The following is a 14771-nucleotide window of genomic DNA, read 5'->3' on the forward strand; positions in this document are numbered from 1 at the left end:
TGCCTATAATTGCGATGTTCGCTTTAATTTCCACAATCGAATGCTGTCTTTGTTACTACTGGCTAACAATTTTCCGTCTGGACTAAATTTTAAATTGATTACTTCTTGTTGATCGGTTTTGAAACTGTGGATTTCTTCCATTGTCTCCAAGTCCCAGAGTCTGAGGGTACTGTCTCCACTGACACTAGCTAAAATTGGCTCTAGGGGACTGAACGCTAGAGCCTGAATGCAAGAATATTCTTGCAGGGTTTTTATTTCACAATTTGTTTGCAAATTCCACAGTTTTATTGCGCGATCATAACCTCCACTGGCCAGTATGCGATCGTCTGGGCTAAAGACTATTTGCTTTATCGAGTCAGAGTGATCTGTAAAAGTGTAAATCATCCTGTTTGTTTTTACATCCCACAGTGCAATTTTTCCCCGATACCCAGCTGCAAGAATATCTCCAGTCGAACTGAGTGCTAGGGGAAAGCCATAGTCACCATCTAAATTTACAACACCCAATTCCTCGCCAGTTTGTAAATTCCACAGTGACACTGATTGCTCGTTATAGCCTCTTGCCAGTACTTTTCCATCTGCGCTCAGAGTAACATTAGCAGCAGAAGATGAACCTCCGCCGCCACCGAAAGTAACTCCACCGTCTCTATCTGGTTCAGGCTTTCTCTTTTTACGTCCAAATTTACCATAGAAATCGCTGCTGATTAATATTGGATTTGAACTATTGTTCGCCTGAGTAAAAGCAATATTAGGGTAGTATTCGCGAGACGATTGCAAGCAACTGTACGTTTCCTTCGCCTTTGTAACTTGCCACAGCTTAAAATCTTCAGCACTTTTGCTAGCTAGGGTCTGACTATCTGGGCTAAAAGCCAAAGATTGCACTGCTGCTCTGTGTCCGGTAAGAAGGCAAATTTGTTTACCAGTTTGTCTGTCTAGCAGTTCAATCTGACCGTCTACATCCGGCGCACTTCGGGCGGTGAACTGCCCATCTGGGCTATGTGCTTGAGTGAGGATACCGCTAGAATAACCCTTTAAAGTCCGTGTTTCATGACCAACGTTAATTAACTCAAAGGGTTCTCCTGTACCTATCATGCCTAGACCTTTAGCATTGCCATCAAATACAATAGCCGTATAATTGGCGGAGTGGTTTTTGAGATTTTGAATTAACTCCCCCGTTAACGGGTTCCATAATTTCAACTCATTGACATAAAAACTTTCGTAGAGAGTTTGTCCGTCTGCACTGAAAACGACTGAGACAACTGGTTCTGATTGGATATTTATCTGGCTAATTTGCTGGCCAGTGTTGAAATGAACCAAGATAATTTTTTCTTTCCAGTCAGTATATGCCAGCATCTCACCATCAGGACTGAAGGCAAAAGATGACCCGCATACCTTTAGCTCTAAATGTAGAGACTGTTTAATTACTTCATTCAGTTCGCCCAAAATTGCTAATTCCAAGTTAGCCTGCTTTGCCTGAGCAATTTCTGCTCCTCGTAGGTTAGCCTGTGTTAAAATTGCCCCTTCTAATTCAGTCCCAGACAAGTTTGCTTTCTGCAAGTTGGCATTTGTCAGGTTTGCTGCCTGTAATTTACCTCCCTGCAAATAAACTTTTTGCAGGCTGGCTTGTTGTAGTTGCGCTTTTCGTAGTCTAACTCGCGCTAGATTAGCCCGATCTAAAACACATTGTTCTAAATTAGCAGCTGTTAAATCGGCATTTACTAATTCAGCTTTTTGGAGGTCGGCTTGCACTAGTTGGACACGAGGCATATAAGCATAACAAAGATTAGCTCCTACCAAAATTGCACCTTTCAAGTTAGCTGCATCCAGCTTTGCTTCGTAGAGATTGGCCTCACTTAGATTGGCTGCACTCAAATCAGCGCCCTGCATATCAACTCTTGCTAGATTGGTTCCTCTCAAGTCTTGTTCGCTGAGATTTGCCCAACTGAGATTAGCGCGATACCAATCAACTTCTTTGATTACTGCGTGGCGTAAATCACTACCATTGAGATGAGCGCATCTTAAGTTGGTTTGAGTCAAGTTTGCACCACGCAAGTCTGCTTCTATCAAATTGGCTTTGCTCAGATTTGTCTGGGAAAGATTTGCATTTTTTAGGTTAGCTTTTTCTAGATTAATTCCTGTTAAGTTGGCTTGACTAAGGTCAGTATTTTCGAGGTTTACCTGAGTGAAATCACGCTCTCCAAGTTGATAAGCTGCTAGTAATCCCTCAGCGCCGCCAATTTCTCGGAATGATGTTAAAGTATGTTTTTTTGGAAGCATAATTATGAATTTTTGATTGCGAATTTAAAAGAGGATGAATTCAGTCTTAGAGGTTGTTTTAAAAGTGGTTGTTTGTGATTTTAAGTACTTATAGATCCCCCCTAGCCCCCCTTAAAAAGGGGGGAACCGGAATCAAAGTCCCCCAATTTATCGGGGGATTTAGGGGGATCTAGAACGTTTTGCTACCGACAAGAGGACTTTTCAAACAACCTCTCTCGCAAAGGCGCAAAGACGCAAAGATAAGAGGGTATTTAGAAAACTAGAAGGAATTCCTAGTCTAAAATTTAAAATTGATGGTATGAGTTTTAAGATTGGGAGGAATTCTGCAATTTATCTTTTGCTGCTGCCCGAACTAGCTGATTGCTGTCTTGTGCTAGTTGAGTGAGGATTTGTTGAGTAGCTTGGGGATTTTGAGCTACGGCTAGCCGTTCCAACCAAGAGATAGAAAGGCTTTTTTCTTGTAATAATTCCTGGAAAATCTGGGGTTGATTTAAGGCAATAAAGCTAACCAAGGAAAACTGAGACTTGGCATAATGATTAAGCGCCACAGCAAGGCTATCAGGATGACGAGATAAAAAATCAGGATTCAGTTTTAAATAATGTGTAGCATATTCCCCGCAAAGAATACGCTCTACAGCGTCTTTTGGCAAAGTTGGATTCAGCATTGCTTTTTCACGCACTTGGTCTGATTTGCTGCCCACTAGCAGTTCTAAAGTTTCAGATGACAGGTTAGTTCTTTGTGCGATTTGCAACAGAACGTCATACTTGTTATCTTTGCTTAGTTGTTCCAGAATACTAATTGGTGTATTCGGGTTTTGGGCTACTGCTTCACGAACTTTTGTTTCTGGTGATTGAGCTAGTTTTTCTAAGCAGCTTGCAGGGGTACTGAGGTTTTGTGCTACAGCCTCACACACATTCACTTCAGTTGATTCAGCAAACTGTGTGAAAAAATTAGCAGGCAAATCAAAGCGCCGAGCGAGAAAAAGACGAGCCGACTCTCCTCCATCCTGTGCTAATCGCTGCAAAATGGTTTCTAGGGGACTGGTACTTTCTTCTGCTAAGATATCCAAGATACTCTCCGCTTCAGGGTAGTTATATTTTTTGCTGGACATTTGATAAGCGATCGCACTACTTACCCGTGCATCTCTAGCTAATTCCTTAAACAGAAGACTTATTGGTGTATTAGGATTTTTGGCAACTCCGCAACGAACTTCCCAAGAGTCATCATGAGCCAACTGTTGTAGAATACTGACTGGTGTATTGGGATTTTTCGCAACATCTTGACGAACTCGCCAACTAACGCTTTTAGAAAGTTCTACGAGCAGTTTAGGCGGTGTATTTGGATGTTCGCAGACAGTATGGGGGTCTTTTTGTAATAACTTTTCCAAAACATGGGCTGGAGTTTTTGGATTTTTTCTGATTGCTTCAGCAGTATATTCCCCTTGTACTTCTCCTATTACCTTAGTCGCAGCATTAGCAACGTGCATATCTGGATCGTTTGCTAGGTCTTTCACCACATTTAGCGGTGTATTAGGATGTTGAGCGACTTTAATACGAATTGTTTGGTTTTGATTTGTACTCAAACTCTCCAGAATATCAGCAGGTGTACTTAAATTAAGAGCAAGACTAAAGCAAGCTTGCTCTTCAGTGGCAAATTTTCGTAGAGTCTCTACGGGAGTATTGGGATTTTCGGCTACTTCACACCTTGTCCAATCATCAGTATGGTTGGCTAAATGTTTGAGAATACTAGGAAATGTAGCCGGAGAAGAAGCAAGTCTTCTACACACAGAATCTTGATAACTTGAGTCCTGCACCCAATGTTCAACGATAAATTCTGGAATAGGGCAAATCTGAGCTAAAACTGCTAGAAAAACAGTACCGTTTCTAGCTCTGTAAGCGTCAGGGATTATTCCTTGAACTACCTCTTGAATTCTTTCTTCGTATTTTTCTGTTAATTCTCCAGCCAGATTGATGTGCAGACGGGCAGATTCCACAACTTGAGAATGTCGGCTTTGAGTTAAGCGATTTAACACACCTTTGGGAGTTTGGACATTTTTAACTAAGCCCAGTTGCACTTCCAAATCTGCCCGATCTGCTACTTGTTCCAAAATATATACTGGAACATTTTCCTGCTTGAGAATGCTTCGCAAAGTAGGTAAGGGAATTTCTGCAACTAGATTGAGATTTTCCAAAAGTAGTAATGGAAACACAGGATTATCTAGCAATTGGGACGGAAATTCTGCTCCCAGTTTCAAAAGTACATCAGATGGGGTGTTGGGGTTGCCTGCAACGGACTGGCGGGTTATTTTGTCGGTAGATAATGCCAGTTCTCGCAACAGTTCAGGGTCAGTACTAGGTTCTGTTGCTGCTAATTGTGCCTGGGTGACGTTTTTTGTCAGGGGTAGAGTGGTGTCATCCATTGGTCTAAATTTGTGAACTACTTACACCTCTAATAAGCAAGTCAACCGAAGCATCTTGTCGGTTGACTTAACTTAATACCAAAATTTGTATCGCTGAATAAATAAAATAATTACACTTTGCCAGCCAAGTTCATCAACTGTTTGAAGTTCACAAGATAAGTAATGTTGTTGGCGCTATCAATTTTGATCCACCCTTTTTCATGCAGCTTTTCCATGATTTTGGTGGTTTCTTCAACACCGATTTCTGTCACCTCTGCTAAATCTTTAAAGGGAATGTTAAAAATTTCTCTTCCTAAGTCTGATTCCTGACCATAGCTTTCACCTAAAGTCACTAGAGTATGAGCGAGTTTAACTGCTGGTGGTGAAGACCGCATTTGCAAGCGCACGTTAATTTGCCGCAATCGCCGCACCATCAGTTGCAACATCCGGTGATGTAACTGCGGGTCTTTAAACAATATTTGAATAAACCGCTCTCTGGAAATACTCAGCAACTTCACCGGTGAAAGAGCAATGACATCGGTTGAGCGTGGAGATTCATCCAAAATTGCCATTTCTCCAAAAAAATCGCCACGCCCAAAAATTGCCAAAGCTACTGAATCTTCCCCGACGGTACGCCGGACTTTGACCCAACCAGAAACCACAAAGTAAACAGCGTTACCCCAGGCATCTTCCATCACAACGGCTCGCCCAGATGGGTATTCATGTTCAATTGCAACGTTGAGTAGCCATTCCAATGTCTGTGGATTGGCTGTACTCATTAAGGGGAAAAGTTCACTAAAAACCTCAGTTAGCATGAAATATTTGCAACAATAGGATTCAAGAGCGGGAAACTAACTTTGCTACTATAAGTTTGATTAAACCGTAATCTTACTCAGAATACGATCGCAAAATGTGTATTTATTGGAGATGAACCTCTAAGCTTTATCAGTCTAGGATTCCATTACAACATAACAATTATGTATGCGATCGAAATCAGCGGTTTCACTGACAGACCTATGAATTACTGCTTGTTGGTGGATTACTATCTAGTGCCAGTATTTTAATCTGTTGGTCTAAATTTTTCACTAGTTTATTCAGGGTAACCAAAGCCTCTAATTGCTGAGAATCAAGGCTGGAACTCAGTAAAAGCCGTTCTTGTAGTTCGTGTAACTTGAAGCTGAGTTGCTGAGAAATTCCTAAGGTATCGCGCCCAAGACGAGCTAACTGTTGTTGTTGATAAAACTTTAATGCTGCTCCCCGCAACACTTGGAGGGTTGCCTCTTCACCGTAGATTCCCGGCATGACTCGCAAGCGTAATAACAAGCGTTTGTTTTTATATACGTATTCCTTCTCTACCTGTTTTGGTTCTGCAACCGTAGTGACAGGTAGGGAAGCAAACCGCTTTAATTCATTCAGTACTCCTTGGAAAACCGAGAGCGGCAGTTTGTCTAATACAGACTGTAAAACTCCATTGTCACTCCACAGTATTCTGCCTTCGTAAGCTTGTCTTTCTAAATACAAGCGACCAATTCCCCCAGCCAGTATTCGCCCTAGTAATTCTTCTAGTAATTTTTTGGGTGGTAGTGTTGGTAATACCTCAATAGAACTAAGTAGTTCGGATCGTGCGGACAAAATTGGTAAATTGTTTGGTGCTGCTTCGGAATTCTCGCCCTCAATAGGCGTCAAGAATGTCGTGGTTTGAGATAATTGGTCTAGCTCTGGGATAGGAGGCAAGTCTACCCGCTGCCCAGAATGTTGACGTTTTTGTGTCTGAAACACCATCAATATTGGTTGCTGATTTGATTCCGAGTCGGTATATAGGGAGGGAATAGCTGTGTCAGCAGCGGTAGTTGGGCTATTTGTTGGAGGAGAGTCCGCTGTTGCCTGATGCACTTGTTGGGCATCTAGCTGAGATGTATTCTTATGGTTGAGGTAGGCTGATAGTATTCTCCGGTGAGCATCGCCTGCGATCGCCTGAATCACCATTGTGCAGTTGATAGAAGACAAAATGCGACCAACGTAATCTAGGGCTTCGCTGTCTTCTCCATGAACCATACCTAGCAAGAGGTTTTTGTCTTTTAATCCAAAAGGCAAAATTTGGTGGTAGAGGCAAGCTTCAAAGGACAAAAGACTATCAATCAGCTGGAATATTTGCTCGCGATCGCCTTCTTCCTCCCACTTCATCTGAGTCGCAGTTAGCATGTGCCGTCCCGTTTCTGCGGTATCATTTAGTTCACCCTCTGAAGACAACATAGATTTGATTCGTTGGTGTTTACTTAGTTATAATATTTTGCCTTTAATTTAATAGGTAGTTAATAAAGATATTTTGTTCGATTGTTAAAATTTAAATTATATATACCTAAGTAAACATAAGTAGAAGATGAATTTTAGATTATAGACTGAGGATAATACTGAGTTGCAATCTACTCTAGTAACTAAGTTAGGAGGGGATAAAAAGGCAAAGAGGCAGAGAGGGGGAACTTGCTATGAATTCTCCCCTGCTCCCATCTTCCACTTTTGTACACCGCCTGAATCGATCTAGATGCCTCACAGACTACTCCTGAGTTCTTAAAGTTTGGGCTGCAAGATAGACTTTTGTCCATTCGCCTAGCACTTGATGGGTTTTGAGTTTTAAATGTTGGGCTGTTGCTTCTATTGAGTTACCTGCTTTCCGCAAATCTAGGATCTGCCGCCCCAGAGGAGTCAATTTTTGATCGAGTTGCTGCCATTGATTTTGTGTTAATCCCAACTTATGTTCTTGCAAGGAAATTGAGAGCCAACTTTCTACGAGTTCTGGTTTATCTTTGAGAGCAAAGACACGCACGGCGTGGTAACTAATTTTTTCTCGCAGACGGTATACTTCCTTAGTCTGCTTATTTAATTTGTGGGCGATTTCTTCCTGGGACTTACCTTGCAAATACAGCCGTAGCCACTCTACTGCGTCTTTCCCCAGATTTTCTTGTAAATAATTTTCAAATTCTTTTTGTACTGACTGGCGCAGCGCCTGTTGTTCCTCTAGTTGTTGTACTTCAATATATTCTGCGATCGCCTGACTATCCACTAAGTTAACCCGATTATCACTGTCGTCTGTGAGAACTTCTTCCGACACCAGTCTAATCAAGTCACGTCCGGGTACTTGGGTTAAGCCACCGCGCTGAGTGCGACGCAAGTAATTCACAAATCGGTAAACTAATAGGGGTTGGTTGCGTACTGGCCGCAGAGAATATTCTTCTACACTGGCAAATAGTAGAGCATCCCCCAATCGTCGATCGGTTGTATAGTTGGCAATATCAGCCATTTGCTGTTGCATATGGCTATCGCTTTGCAGTAATTCTTGGAGTACTTCTTGCAATACATCCATGACGCTGCGCTGGCGATCGCGGCTAAGAGCAACCCAAGTCTGAATCTTATTCCGTAATGTCACTAAACTCCCCAATCGCGTTATCAAGTTACGATAAGCACGTTCTCGCCCTAGCCCCAAGTAGCGTTGACGTAAAATTTTCCAGCGATATTCCATCGCTTGTTTGGCAATATCGAGTTCTTTAGGGTTAAACAGATCGAACCGTTTTGAGTCAGATCCAAATAGCCAGAGAATAATACTTTGCCTAGCAGCTTCATTTTGGTCTGGACATTCCACAGCCAAGCGCTTTCGCCAATCTAGAGCCAGTTGTTCCACATCCGCTGTCATAGTGAGATTGCGTTCCTCGAAACTCAATTTTGAAGTTTGCATCACAACCCCCATTTGTCCCACCTAAATTGTTTAACTGGCAACTTCCCCGGATTTCATGAGTTTCATGAAAATACCTCAGTGATTCCACTTTTATTACGTCTTAATTCACTAAAGTTATGCAGAAATTTCTACATTGATGCTTTGCTTTCAATTTCAATATTCCCCAAACCCATGTCTATGAAGCGTTTGGGACAATTCTGTTAAATAAAACTTTTTGTAAAGTTATGTTATTTAACTGACAATAGTAATCTGCCTAGAGCGGTGAGGATACACCTATGCAGGAGATGGGTTGAGGAAATACATTTTCTAACCGAACCGAGGAACGAATCTAATTTAACTCAATACTAGACGTTACTTCACCAGTATAAGTTCCAACCATCTAGAATCTCTTATGGATGAAAATACTTAGTTAAATTTCAACGAAGAGGCAGGGGGCAGAGAGCAGGAAAAGTCGTTTTGATTGCAAAAATTGGATAATTTATTTTTTGGAGTTCCCTAGTGGTCTGTCTCATTAATTTTGCGCGGTGAACTAACTTTTAATTTCTTTTCTTCTTTCTCTTTCTTTGCGTACTTCGCGTCTTTGCGGTTCGTTCCTCAAACCCCGCAGAATTAACGCGATTAACCACTAGTAGTCTGTCAAGCTAGTTTTGAGGATTTGTAGTAAGCACTTTAGTGCGTAGAAAACAAGGACTAAAGTCCTTACTACGAACTTGTTTACCCCTCAATTCAAAGCTGACAGACTACTAGAGGGTATTTCAAAAATATTTTTATTAACATCAAAGCCTCTCAACCTTTCGGCGAGAGGAATGGAAGCGGAGTTTCTAGTATACTTTATGACTAATTAAACATCCTCTAAAAAGATGTTTGGTAAGTCGTTATATAAAAGCTAAATAAATTCTTGGATAAATACTACCGCTATAGTGTAGAATCAGCCCCAATCTGCCATATGGCGATGTCTACGACGGGCTATGCCTACGCTATTCTGGATGGTAGGGATTGATAGGCAAATTTATCTTTTTTAAACTAGCTTTACCTATAGTTACGCCTTTCATTATTGGCAAGTTATTCTTAAAACTTTTATATTCCTAAAAATGAATAGTCAACAGTCAATATTAATTTTGACTATTGACTCTGACTGTTGCTTTCCCTCTACTTTAAAATTCAACTTATGTAAAATCTAAAAAGAGAAAGAATGTAACCCTCTAAAGTTTTAATAGTCAGAAGCCTGACAATAAACTTCTCTTTAAATTCATTTATGGGAATTTTTTCTTTTAAATTCCCCCGCACAAGGTTTAATCTATCGATTGTTCGATCTAACAATGGGATTTTCTACAGATTCTCGATATCCTTGGACTTGTTCTGTGTAACCAATTGGCAGAACAGCTTCAACGTTTTCATGGGGACGAGCAATAATTACCCAGGATTCAAGTGTACCGCCATGAACATTTTCTGCGGCTTCAATACCGGCAGCCATAGCGGCTTTTACTTCAGAAACATCGCCACGAATATTAACTGTAAAACGAGCGCTACCTACCCTGATATAACCAACAAGGGTAACTCGACCAGCTTTTACCATCGCATCTGCTGCTGCTAGCACCGCAGGAAAACCTTTCGTTTCAAGTGCTCCAACTGCCTGTAATGACATTATTAATCTCCTGTATGAATAAACGATATCGGGGCTACAAGTTAATTGTACGAAGCTTCGCTACAGATTTTGATAGCAAAATTGCTTAGAACATGCGGAAAGGTTCTGATTCTTCAGTGAAATGGATTGGTAATATGGTTTCCACATTTTCTGGGGGATTAGGAACGATGTAGTAGGTAATTACTGTACCAACCTTGACTTCTTCTCCAGCTACGATTCCGGCTTCAACAGCTCTATTTACTTCAGAAACGTGTCCCCGGACGGCGACTAACAAGCGAGCACTTTCCGCTTGACCATAATACACAATTGTGACTGCGGCAGCTTTGACCATTGCATCTGCTGCTGCTAAGACACTAGGAAAACCTAAAGTTTCAATTACGCCAACCGCCATTGGCATGGCATTAGCTCCTGGATTAAGGGATAAGCGATTTTAATTGTACGTGGCTTTAGTCCCAATTTTGACATTTTGGAAAACTTTCTTTGATGCCATATTTTTTGGGGGAGTAGAGACGCGATTAATTGCGTCTGTGAGAGTTAGAATATTTTGAGAGCCACTGGTTGATGTTTTATATATTACAAATAATACTTTAGCATCTTAGATTGTGTAACTTTGTTGTTTAACAAAATCAGCGATGCGTGGAAGCAAGCTAGTACGATAAACTGAAATTTATGTTTCCGAATTTTCTTCCTACAGCAGTTGGGCAACTAACAGAATCTGCCTCGATCGCACTAGCTAGGAGTATTCAAACAACTGCGATCGCAACTCCTTTAACTAATCAACCAGTTACCACAACCTATGTCAAGCAAGGGAGTGGTGGAACTCCTATTTTATTAATTCACGGCTTTGACAGTTCCGTATTAGAATTTCGCCGGCTTTTGCCACTGCTTTCTGGAAATAATGAAACTTGGGCAGTGGATTTGTTGGGTTTTGGGTTTACAGATAGACTCTCAGGAATTGCTTATAGCCCCACTGCGATTAAAACCCATCTTTATTATTTTTGGAAAAGCCTGATTAACCAACCTGTAATTTTGGTGGGCGCTTCGATGGGTGGTGCGACAGCAATTGATTTTACGCTGGCTTACCCGGAAGTTGTAAAAAAGCTGGTGTTAATTGATAGTGCGGGGTTAGCAGGTGGTTCACCATTAAGTAAATTAATGTTTCCCCCTTTAGATTATTTAGCAACTCAGTTTTTGAGTAATATGAAGGTGCGCGATCGCGTTTCCCGGATTGGATATAAAAATCAAAGTCTTGCCTCTGCCGATGCGCTGTCTTGTGGTGCATTACACCTACAAATGCCCAGTTGGCATCAAGCTATGATTGCTTTCACTAAAAGTGGTGGTTACAGTGCTTTTAGATTTAGAATCCTATCAAAAATTGTGCAACCAACGCTAATTTTGTGGGGCGATTCCGATAAAATTTTAGGTACTGAGGACGCCAGAAGGTTTAAAAGGGCAATTCCACACAGTACCCTTGTCTGGATTCAAGATTGTGGACATCTCCCTCACCTGGAACAACCACAAATCACTGCCCAGCATATTTTAAAATTTTGTGGTGAATAAGATTAAGTCACAATTGGCAATCTCTAATAGTTTCAACCATTGCGTTCCAATCTTCTGGATGCTAAAAAAATTTACTTATGATTTTAATCTTTCTACCGTTTTTAAATAAGTTGTATTTTTTACTGGATTATCAATTTATTTATTAAAGTTAACTCGTTTAAAACAGTTTGCGATCTAAAACATCGATTCAGCAATCAAAAAATAACCCTCTAGCTCCCTTCCCTGGTAGAGAAGGGAGAGCCAAGATAAGATTAACTGACTTTAGTCAAGTAACCACATCTCATTAGAACTATCAGGATACTCATTTGGTTGATTTTGTGGTTGATTTTGAGCTAGTGTTTCCGATGAGCGATGTGATTTTTTGTAGTTAAGTGGATTGTAGTGTTCTTTTACGGGTTTTATAGCACTAGTTTCTTTTACAGCTACAGCAAGTTTAGACTTATCTTCTGCTGTTTGTTTTAAAGCATTAATTTCTTCTATAAGCTGAGAGTTTGCTTCTGCAAGTTGTAGTGCTGTTTTTTTTGTTTCTTCAAGTTCTTTTGTTAGCTGTTCTAGTAATGTTTTTTGTTCCGATACGAATGTTTTTTGTTTAGATAATTTTGATTGCAAATCAGCAACTTCCAGTCCGAGAGATGCTTCTTTTTTGTGGCTTGTTTCTAAATTACTTGTCAATTCTTTGACAGTTGTTTCTAAATCAGCCTTAGTGGGACTTGTGCGCTTCGTAGAAGCTGGCTCAAGTATTTGTGCTGAAGGTTCCTCATCAGAAGAAGCCTCTTCTTCGGCAATTTTTTCGGCTGTAACTTCGATCGCAGATTCACCTTCTGGGGGTGTAAATTTTTGCGCCTCTTCTTGTAATAAGTCAGAGAGACTTTGTTTCCTAGCCATTATTATTTTCTCCAATCACGCTGTAATTCATCAGCTGCACGGCGGTAGTCTAACTCCGCCTCCCGTGCATTACTTCCTCGCCATTGACTAATCGCTACACCCTCAAGTGCCGCTCGTTCGTGAGCCTTATAGGCACGGATAAAGGTATTACAAGCAGGAATACCTAATCGAGTAAGTGTGTTTTTTGCTTCTAGTGCTTCCCCAATACTGCGCGTATCAACTTTGGTAAGCAGTACCCGATGGGGAGTTCCCACGGGGATGACGGCTTGCTTGACTGTTTCCACGAGGATAGCTAAATCCATTGCGGCTGGGGGTGTAGGCAAAACTAGATAATCTGCGATCGCAACTACCGCCACTAATGCTTCAGAGCGCAGCGCGGGAGGCGTATCCACCACTACTAAATCGTAACCTGTTATCTTTCCTAAATCCCCTAAAAGTGTGGGATCTGTTTCTTGAGATAAATCAAATCCCATTCCCTGCTGACTGCGCCCAAACCACCAACTGGCAGAACCTTGAATATCTGCGTCAATTAGCAACACCTTTTTTTTCTTCGCAAAGTTTGCAGCCAGATTGACTGCGGTAGTCGTTTTACCGACTCCTCCTTTACCGTTGAGAATAGCGATGATTTTTGGCACTGCTTACTTCCGATGCTGCCTCTTTAGTGCTGAGTGCTGAGTGCTGAGTTAGGAGTAGAGACGCGATTAATCGCGTCTGTACAAGAGTTATTATTATCCTCTTTGTCTTCTTTTTCAGTCCCCAGTTTCCAGTCCCTAGTCCCCAATCATGAATATAGCGCTTTCTGTAACCCTAAGTAACATGAAAACTCGTAAGAATAGAATTCAGAAGCCATCAACTCCACAAAGTTCTATGACAACTACTTACAATTTGCCTGATGGGCCTGAAATGCCGCGCTGGCTGCGGACGATCAAGTTTATTAGTCAGCCACTAAAATATATGGATGATTTTGCCAAAATTTCTGGTGACACTTTTACCATCAGGAGTAGTCGCTCTAATAACCATCTTGTGTATTTTAGTCAACCACAAGCGCTTGAGCAGATTTTTACTGCTGATTCCAGGCATTTTGAGATTGGGAGGGGGAATATCGGACTAAAATTTTTACTAGGCGATCGCTCCTTTATGTTATCAGATGGCGATCGCCACCAGCGCCAACGGCAACTATTAACTCCTCCCTTTCATGGCGAAAGGATGCGGGCTTACGGCGAGGAAATTCGGGAAATCACCCGACAGGTGACTAATCAATGGCAAATTGGCAAACCTTTTAATATCCGAGAGTCGATGCAAGAAATCACCTTGCGTGTTATTCTCCGGGTTGTATTTGGTTTGGATCAAGGACAGCTTTTTGAAGAATTGAGGCGATCGCTAAGTGACTTACTAGACTTCATCAGTTCGCCCATAATGTCTACCGCCTTCTTTTTCAGGTTCGTGCAAAAAGATTTTGGGGCGTGGAGTCCCTGGGGTCGGATTCTGCAAAAACGGCAAAAAATCGATCGGCTGATTTATGCTTTGCTTCGAGAACGTCGAGCTGAATCTGAACAAAATCGCCAAGATATCCTGAGTTTGATGATGGCGGCTCGTTACGACGATGGTCAAGGGATGTCAGATGAAGAATTACACGATGAGTTGATGACGCTGCTAGTTGCAGGACATGAAACTACCGCTTCCGCATTAACATGGGCTTTTTACTGGGTTGACCATTTACCAGAGGTGCGTGAGAAGTTGCTACAGGAACTCAACACCATTGGAGTTAACCCCGATTTGAGTAATATAGCTAAATTGCCTTATTTGACAGCAGTTTGCCAAGAAACATTGCGAATTTATCCAATTGCCATGACTGCTTTCGTGCGGATTGTGAAGACGCCAATTACAATTATGGGCTACGAACTGCCAGAGGGAACGGTAATAGTCCCCAGTATTTATTTAGCGCATCATCGAGAAGAAGTTTACCCACAATCCAAGCAGTTCAAACCAGAACGCTTTTTAGAAAGGCAATATTCACCTTATGAATATTTACCCTTTGGCGGCGGGAATCGTCGCTGTATTGGCATGGCATTTGCCCAGTATGAAATGAAAATTGTCTTGGCAACTGTTTTGTCAGAATTTCAAGTATCGCGAATGAATAAGCGTCCTGTGCGTCCTGTGCGCCGTGGTTTAACTTTAGCCGCACCCGCCGGAATGCGGATGGTTGCAACACCTCAAGTTAAGCGTGGAAATACACCAGCCCTCATTTAGGCAAGTAGGGTGGGGATTGAAATGCCCA

11 protein-coding genes are annotated in these 14771 nt (G+C 41.6%); 2 read left to right on the plus strand and 9 right to left on the minus strand.

Annotated elements, in window-relative coordinates; genetic code table 11:
• Positions 1-3 precede the first annotated feature (3 nt).
• From V7L01_RS24355 to V7L01_RS24385, 7 genes are all read right to left on the minus strand, one after another.
• Positions 4-2274, minus strand: coding sequence for a pentapeptide repeat-containing protein (locus V7L01_RS24355; protein WP_335039256.1), 2271 nt, complete (start codon positions 2272-2274; stop codon positions 4-6).
• Between the two features lie 305 nt (positions 2275-2579).
• Positions 2580-4694: a hypothetical protein gene (locus V7L01_RS24360; RefSeq protein ID WP_335039258.1), complete on the minus strand. Its 2115-nt coding sequence runs from the start codon at positions 4692-4694 to the stop codon at positions 2580-2582.
• 110 nt (positions 4695-4804) lie between these two features.
• On the minus strand, positions 4805-5488 hold the full coding sequence (locus tag V7L01_RS24365) for a Crp/Fnr family transcriptional regulator (RefSeq protein WP_099101639.1): 684 nt from the start codon (positions 5486-5488) through the stop codon (positions 4805-4807).
• Positions 5489-5687: 199 nt separating this feature from the next.
• The gene (locus V7L01_RS24370; protein WP_335039260.1) at positions 5688-6926 is read right to left on the minus strand and encodes a pilus assembly protein PilB; all 1239 of its coding nucleotides are present in this window, start codon (positions 6924-6926) and stop codon (positions 5688-5690) included.
• Positions 6927-7227: 301 nt separating this feature from the next.
• Complete coding sequence (locus V7L01_RS24375; RefSeq protein WP_335039262.1) at positions 7228-8415, minus strand: HetZ-related protein 2; 1188 nt, start codon at positions 8413-8415, stop codon at positions 7228-7230.
• A 1285-nt stretch (positions 8416-9700) separates the two neighbouring features.
• Positions 9701-10048 carry a carbon dioxide-concentrating mechanism protein CcmK gene (locus tag V7L01_RS24380; protein ID WP_335039264.1) on the minus strand — a complete coding sequence of 116 codons (348 nt, stop codon included), beginning with the start codon at positions 10046-10048 and terminating at the stop codon, positions 9701-9703.
• An 85-nt stretch (positions 10049-10133) separates the two neighbouring features.
• On the minus strand, positions 10134-10445 hold the full coding sequence (locus tag V7L01_RS24385) for a BMC domain-containing protein (RefSeq protein ID WP_094352432.1): 312 nt from the start codon (positions 10443-10445) through the stop codon (positions 10134-10136).
• 272 nt (positions 10446-10717) lie between these two features.
• On the opposite strand from V7L01_RS24385, the gene V7L01_RS24390 reads away from it, so the two are divergent.
• Positions 10718-11608: an alpha/beta fold hydrolase gene (locus V7L01_RS24390; protein ID WP_335039267.1), complete on the plus strand. Its 891-nt coding sequence runs from the start codon at positions 10718-10720 to the stop codon at positions 11606-11608.
• Positions 11609-11869: 261 nt separating this feature from the next.
• On the opposite strand, the gene V7L01_RS24395 is transcribed toward V7L01_RS24390, so the two are convergent.
• Positions 11870-12493, minus strand: coding sequence for a hypothetical protein (locus V7L01_RS24395; protein ID WP_335039271.1), 624 nt, complete (start codon positions 12491-12493; stop codon positions 11870-11872).
• Between the two features lie 2 nt (positions 12494-12495).
• Positions 12496-13128 (minus strand): ParA family protein, encoded by a 633-nt coding sequence (locus V7L01_RS24400; protein ID WP_335039274.1) that lies wholly within the window; start codon positions 13126-13128, stop codon positions 12496-12498.
• Between the two features lie 232 nt (positions 13129-13360).
• On the opposite strand from V7L01_RS24400, the gene V7L01_RS24405 reads away from it, so the two are divergent.
• Positions 13361-14743, plus strand: a complete 1383-nt coding sequence (locus V7L01_RS24405) for a cytochrome P450 (protein ID WP_335039276.1) — start codon at positions 13361-13363, stop codon at positions 14741-14743.
• Positions 14744-14771: the final 28 nt, after the last annotated feature.

The organism is Nostoc sp. (assembly GCF_036917095.1).
In the GTDB taxonomy this organism is placed as follows: Bacteria; Cyanobacteriota; Cyanobacteriia; order Cyanobacteriales; family Nostocaceae; genus Nostoc.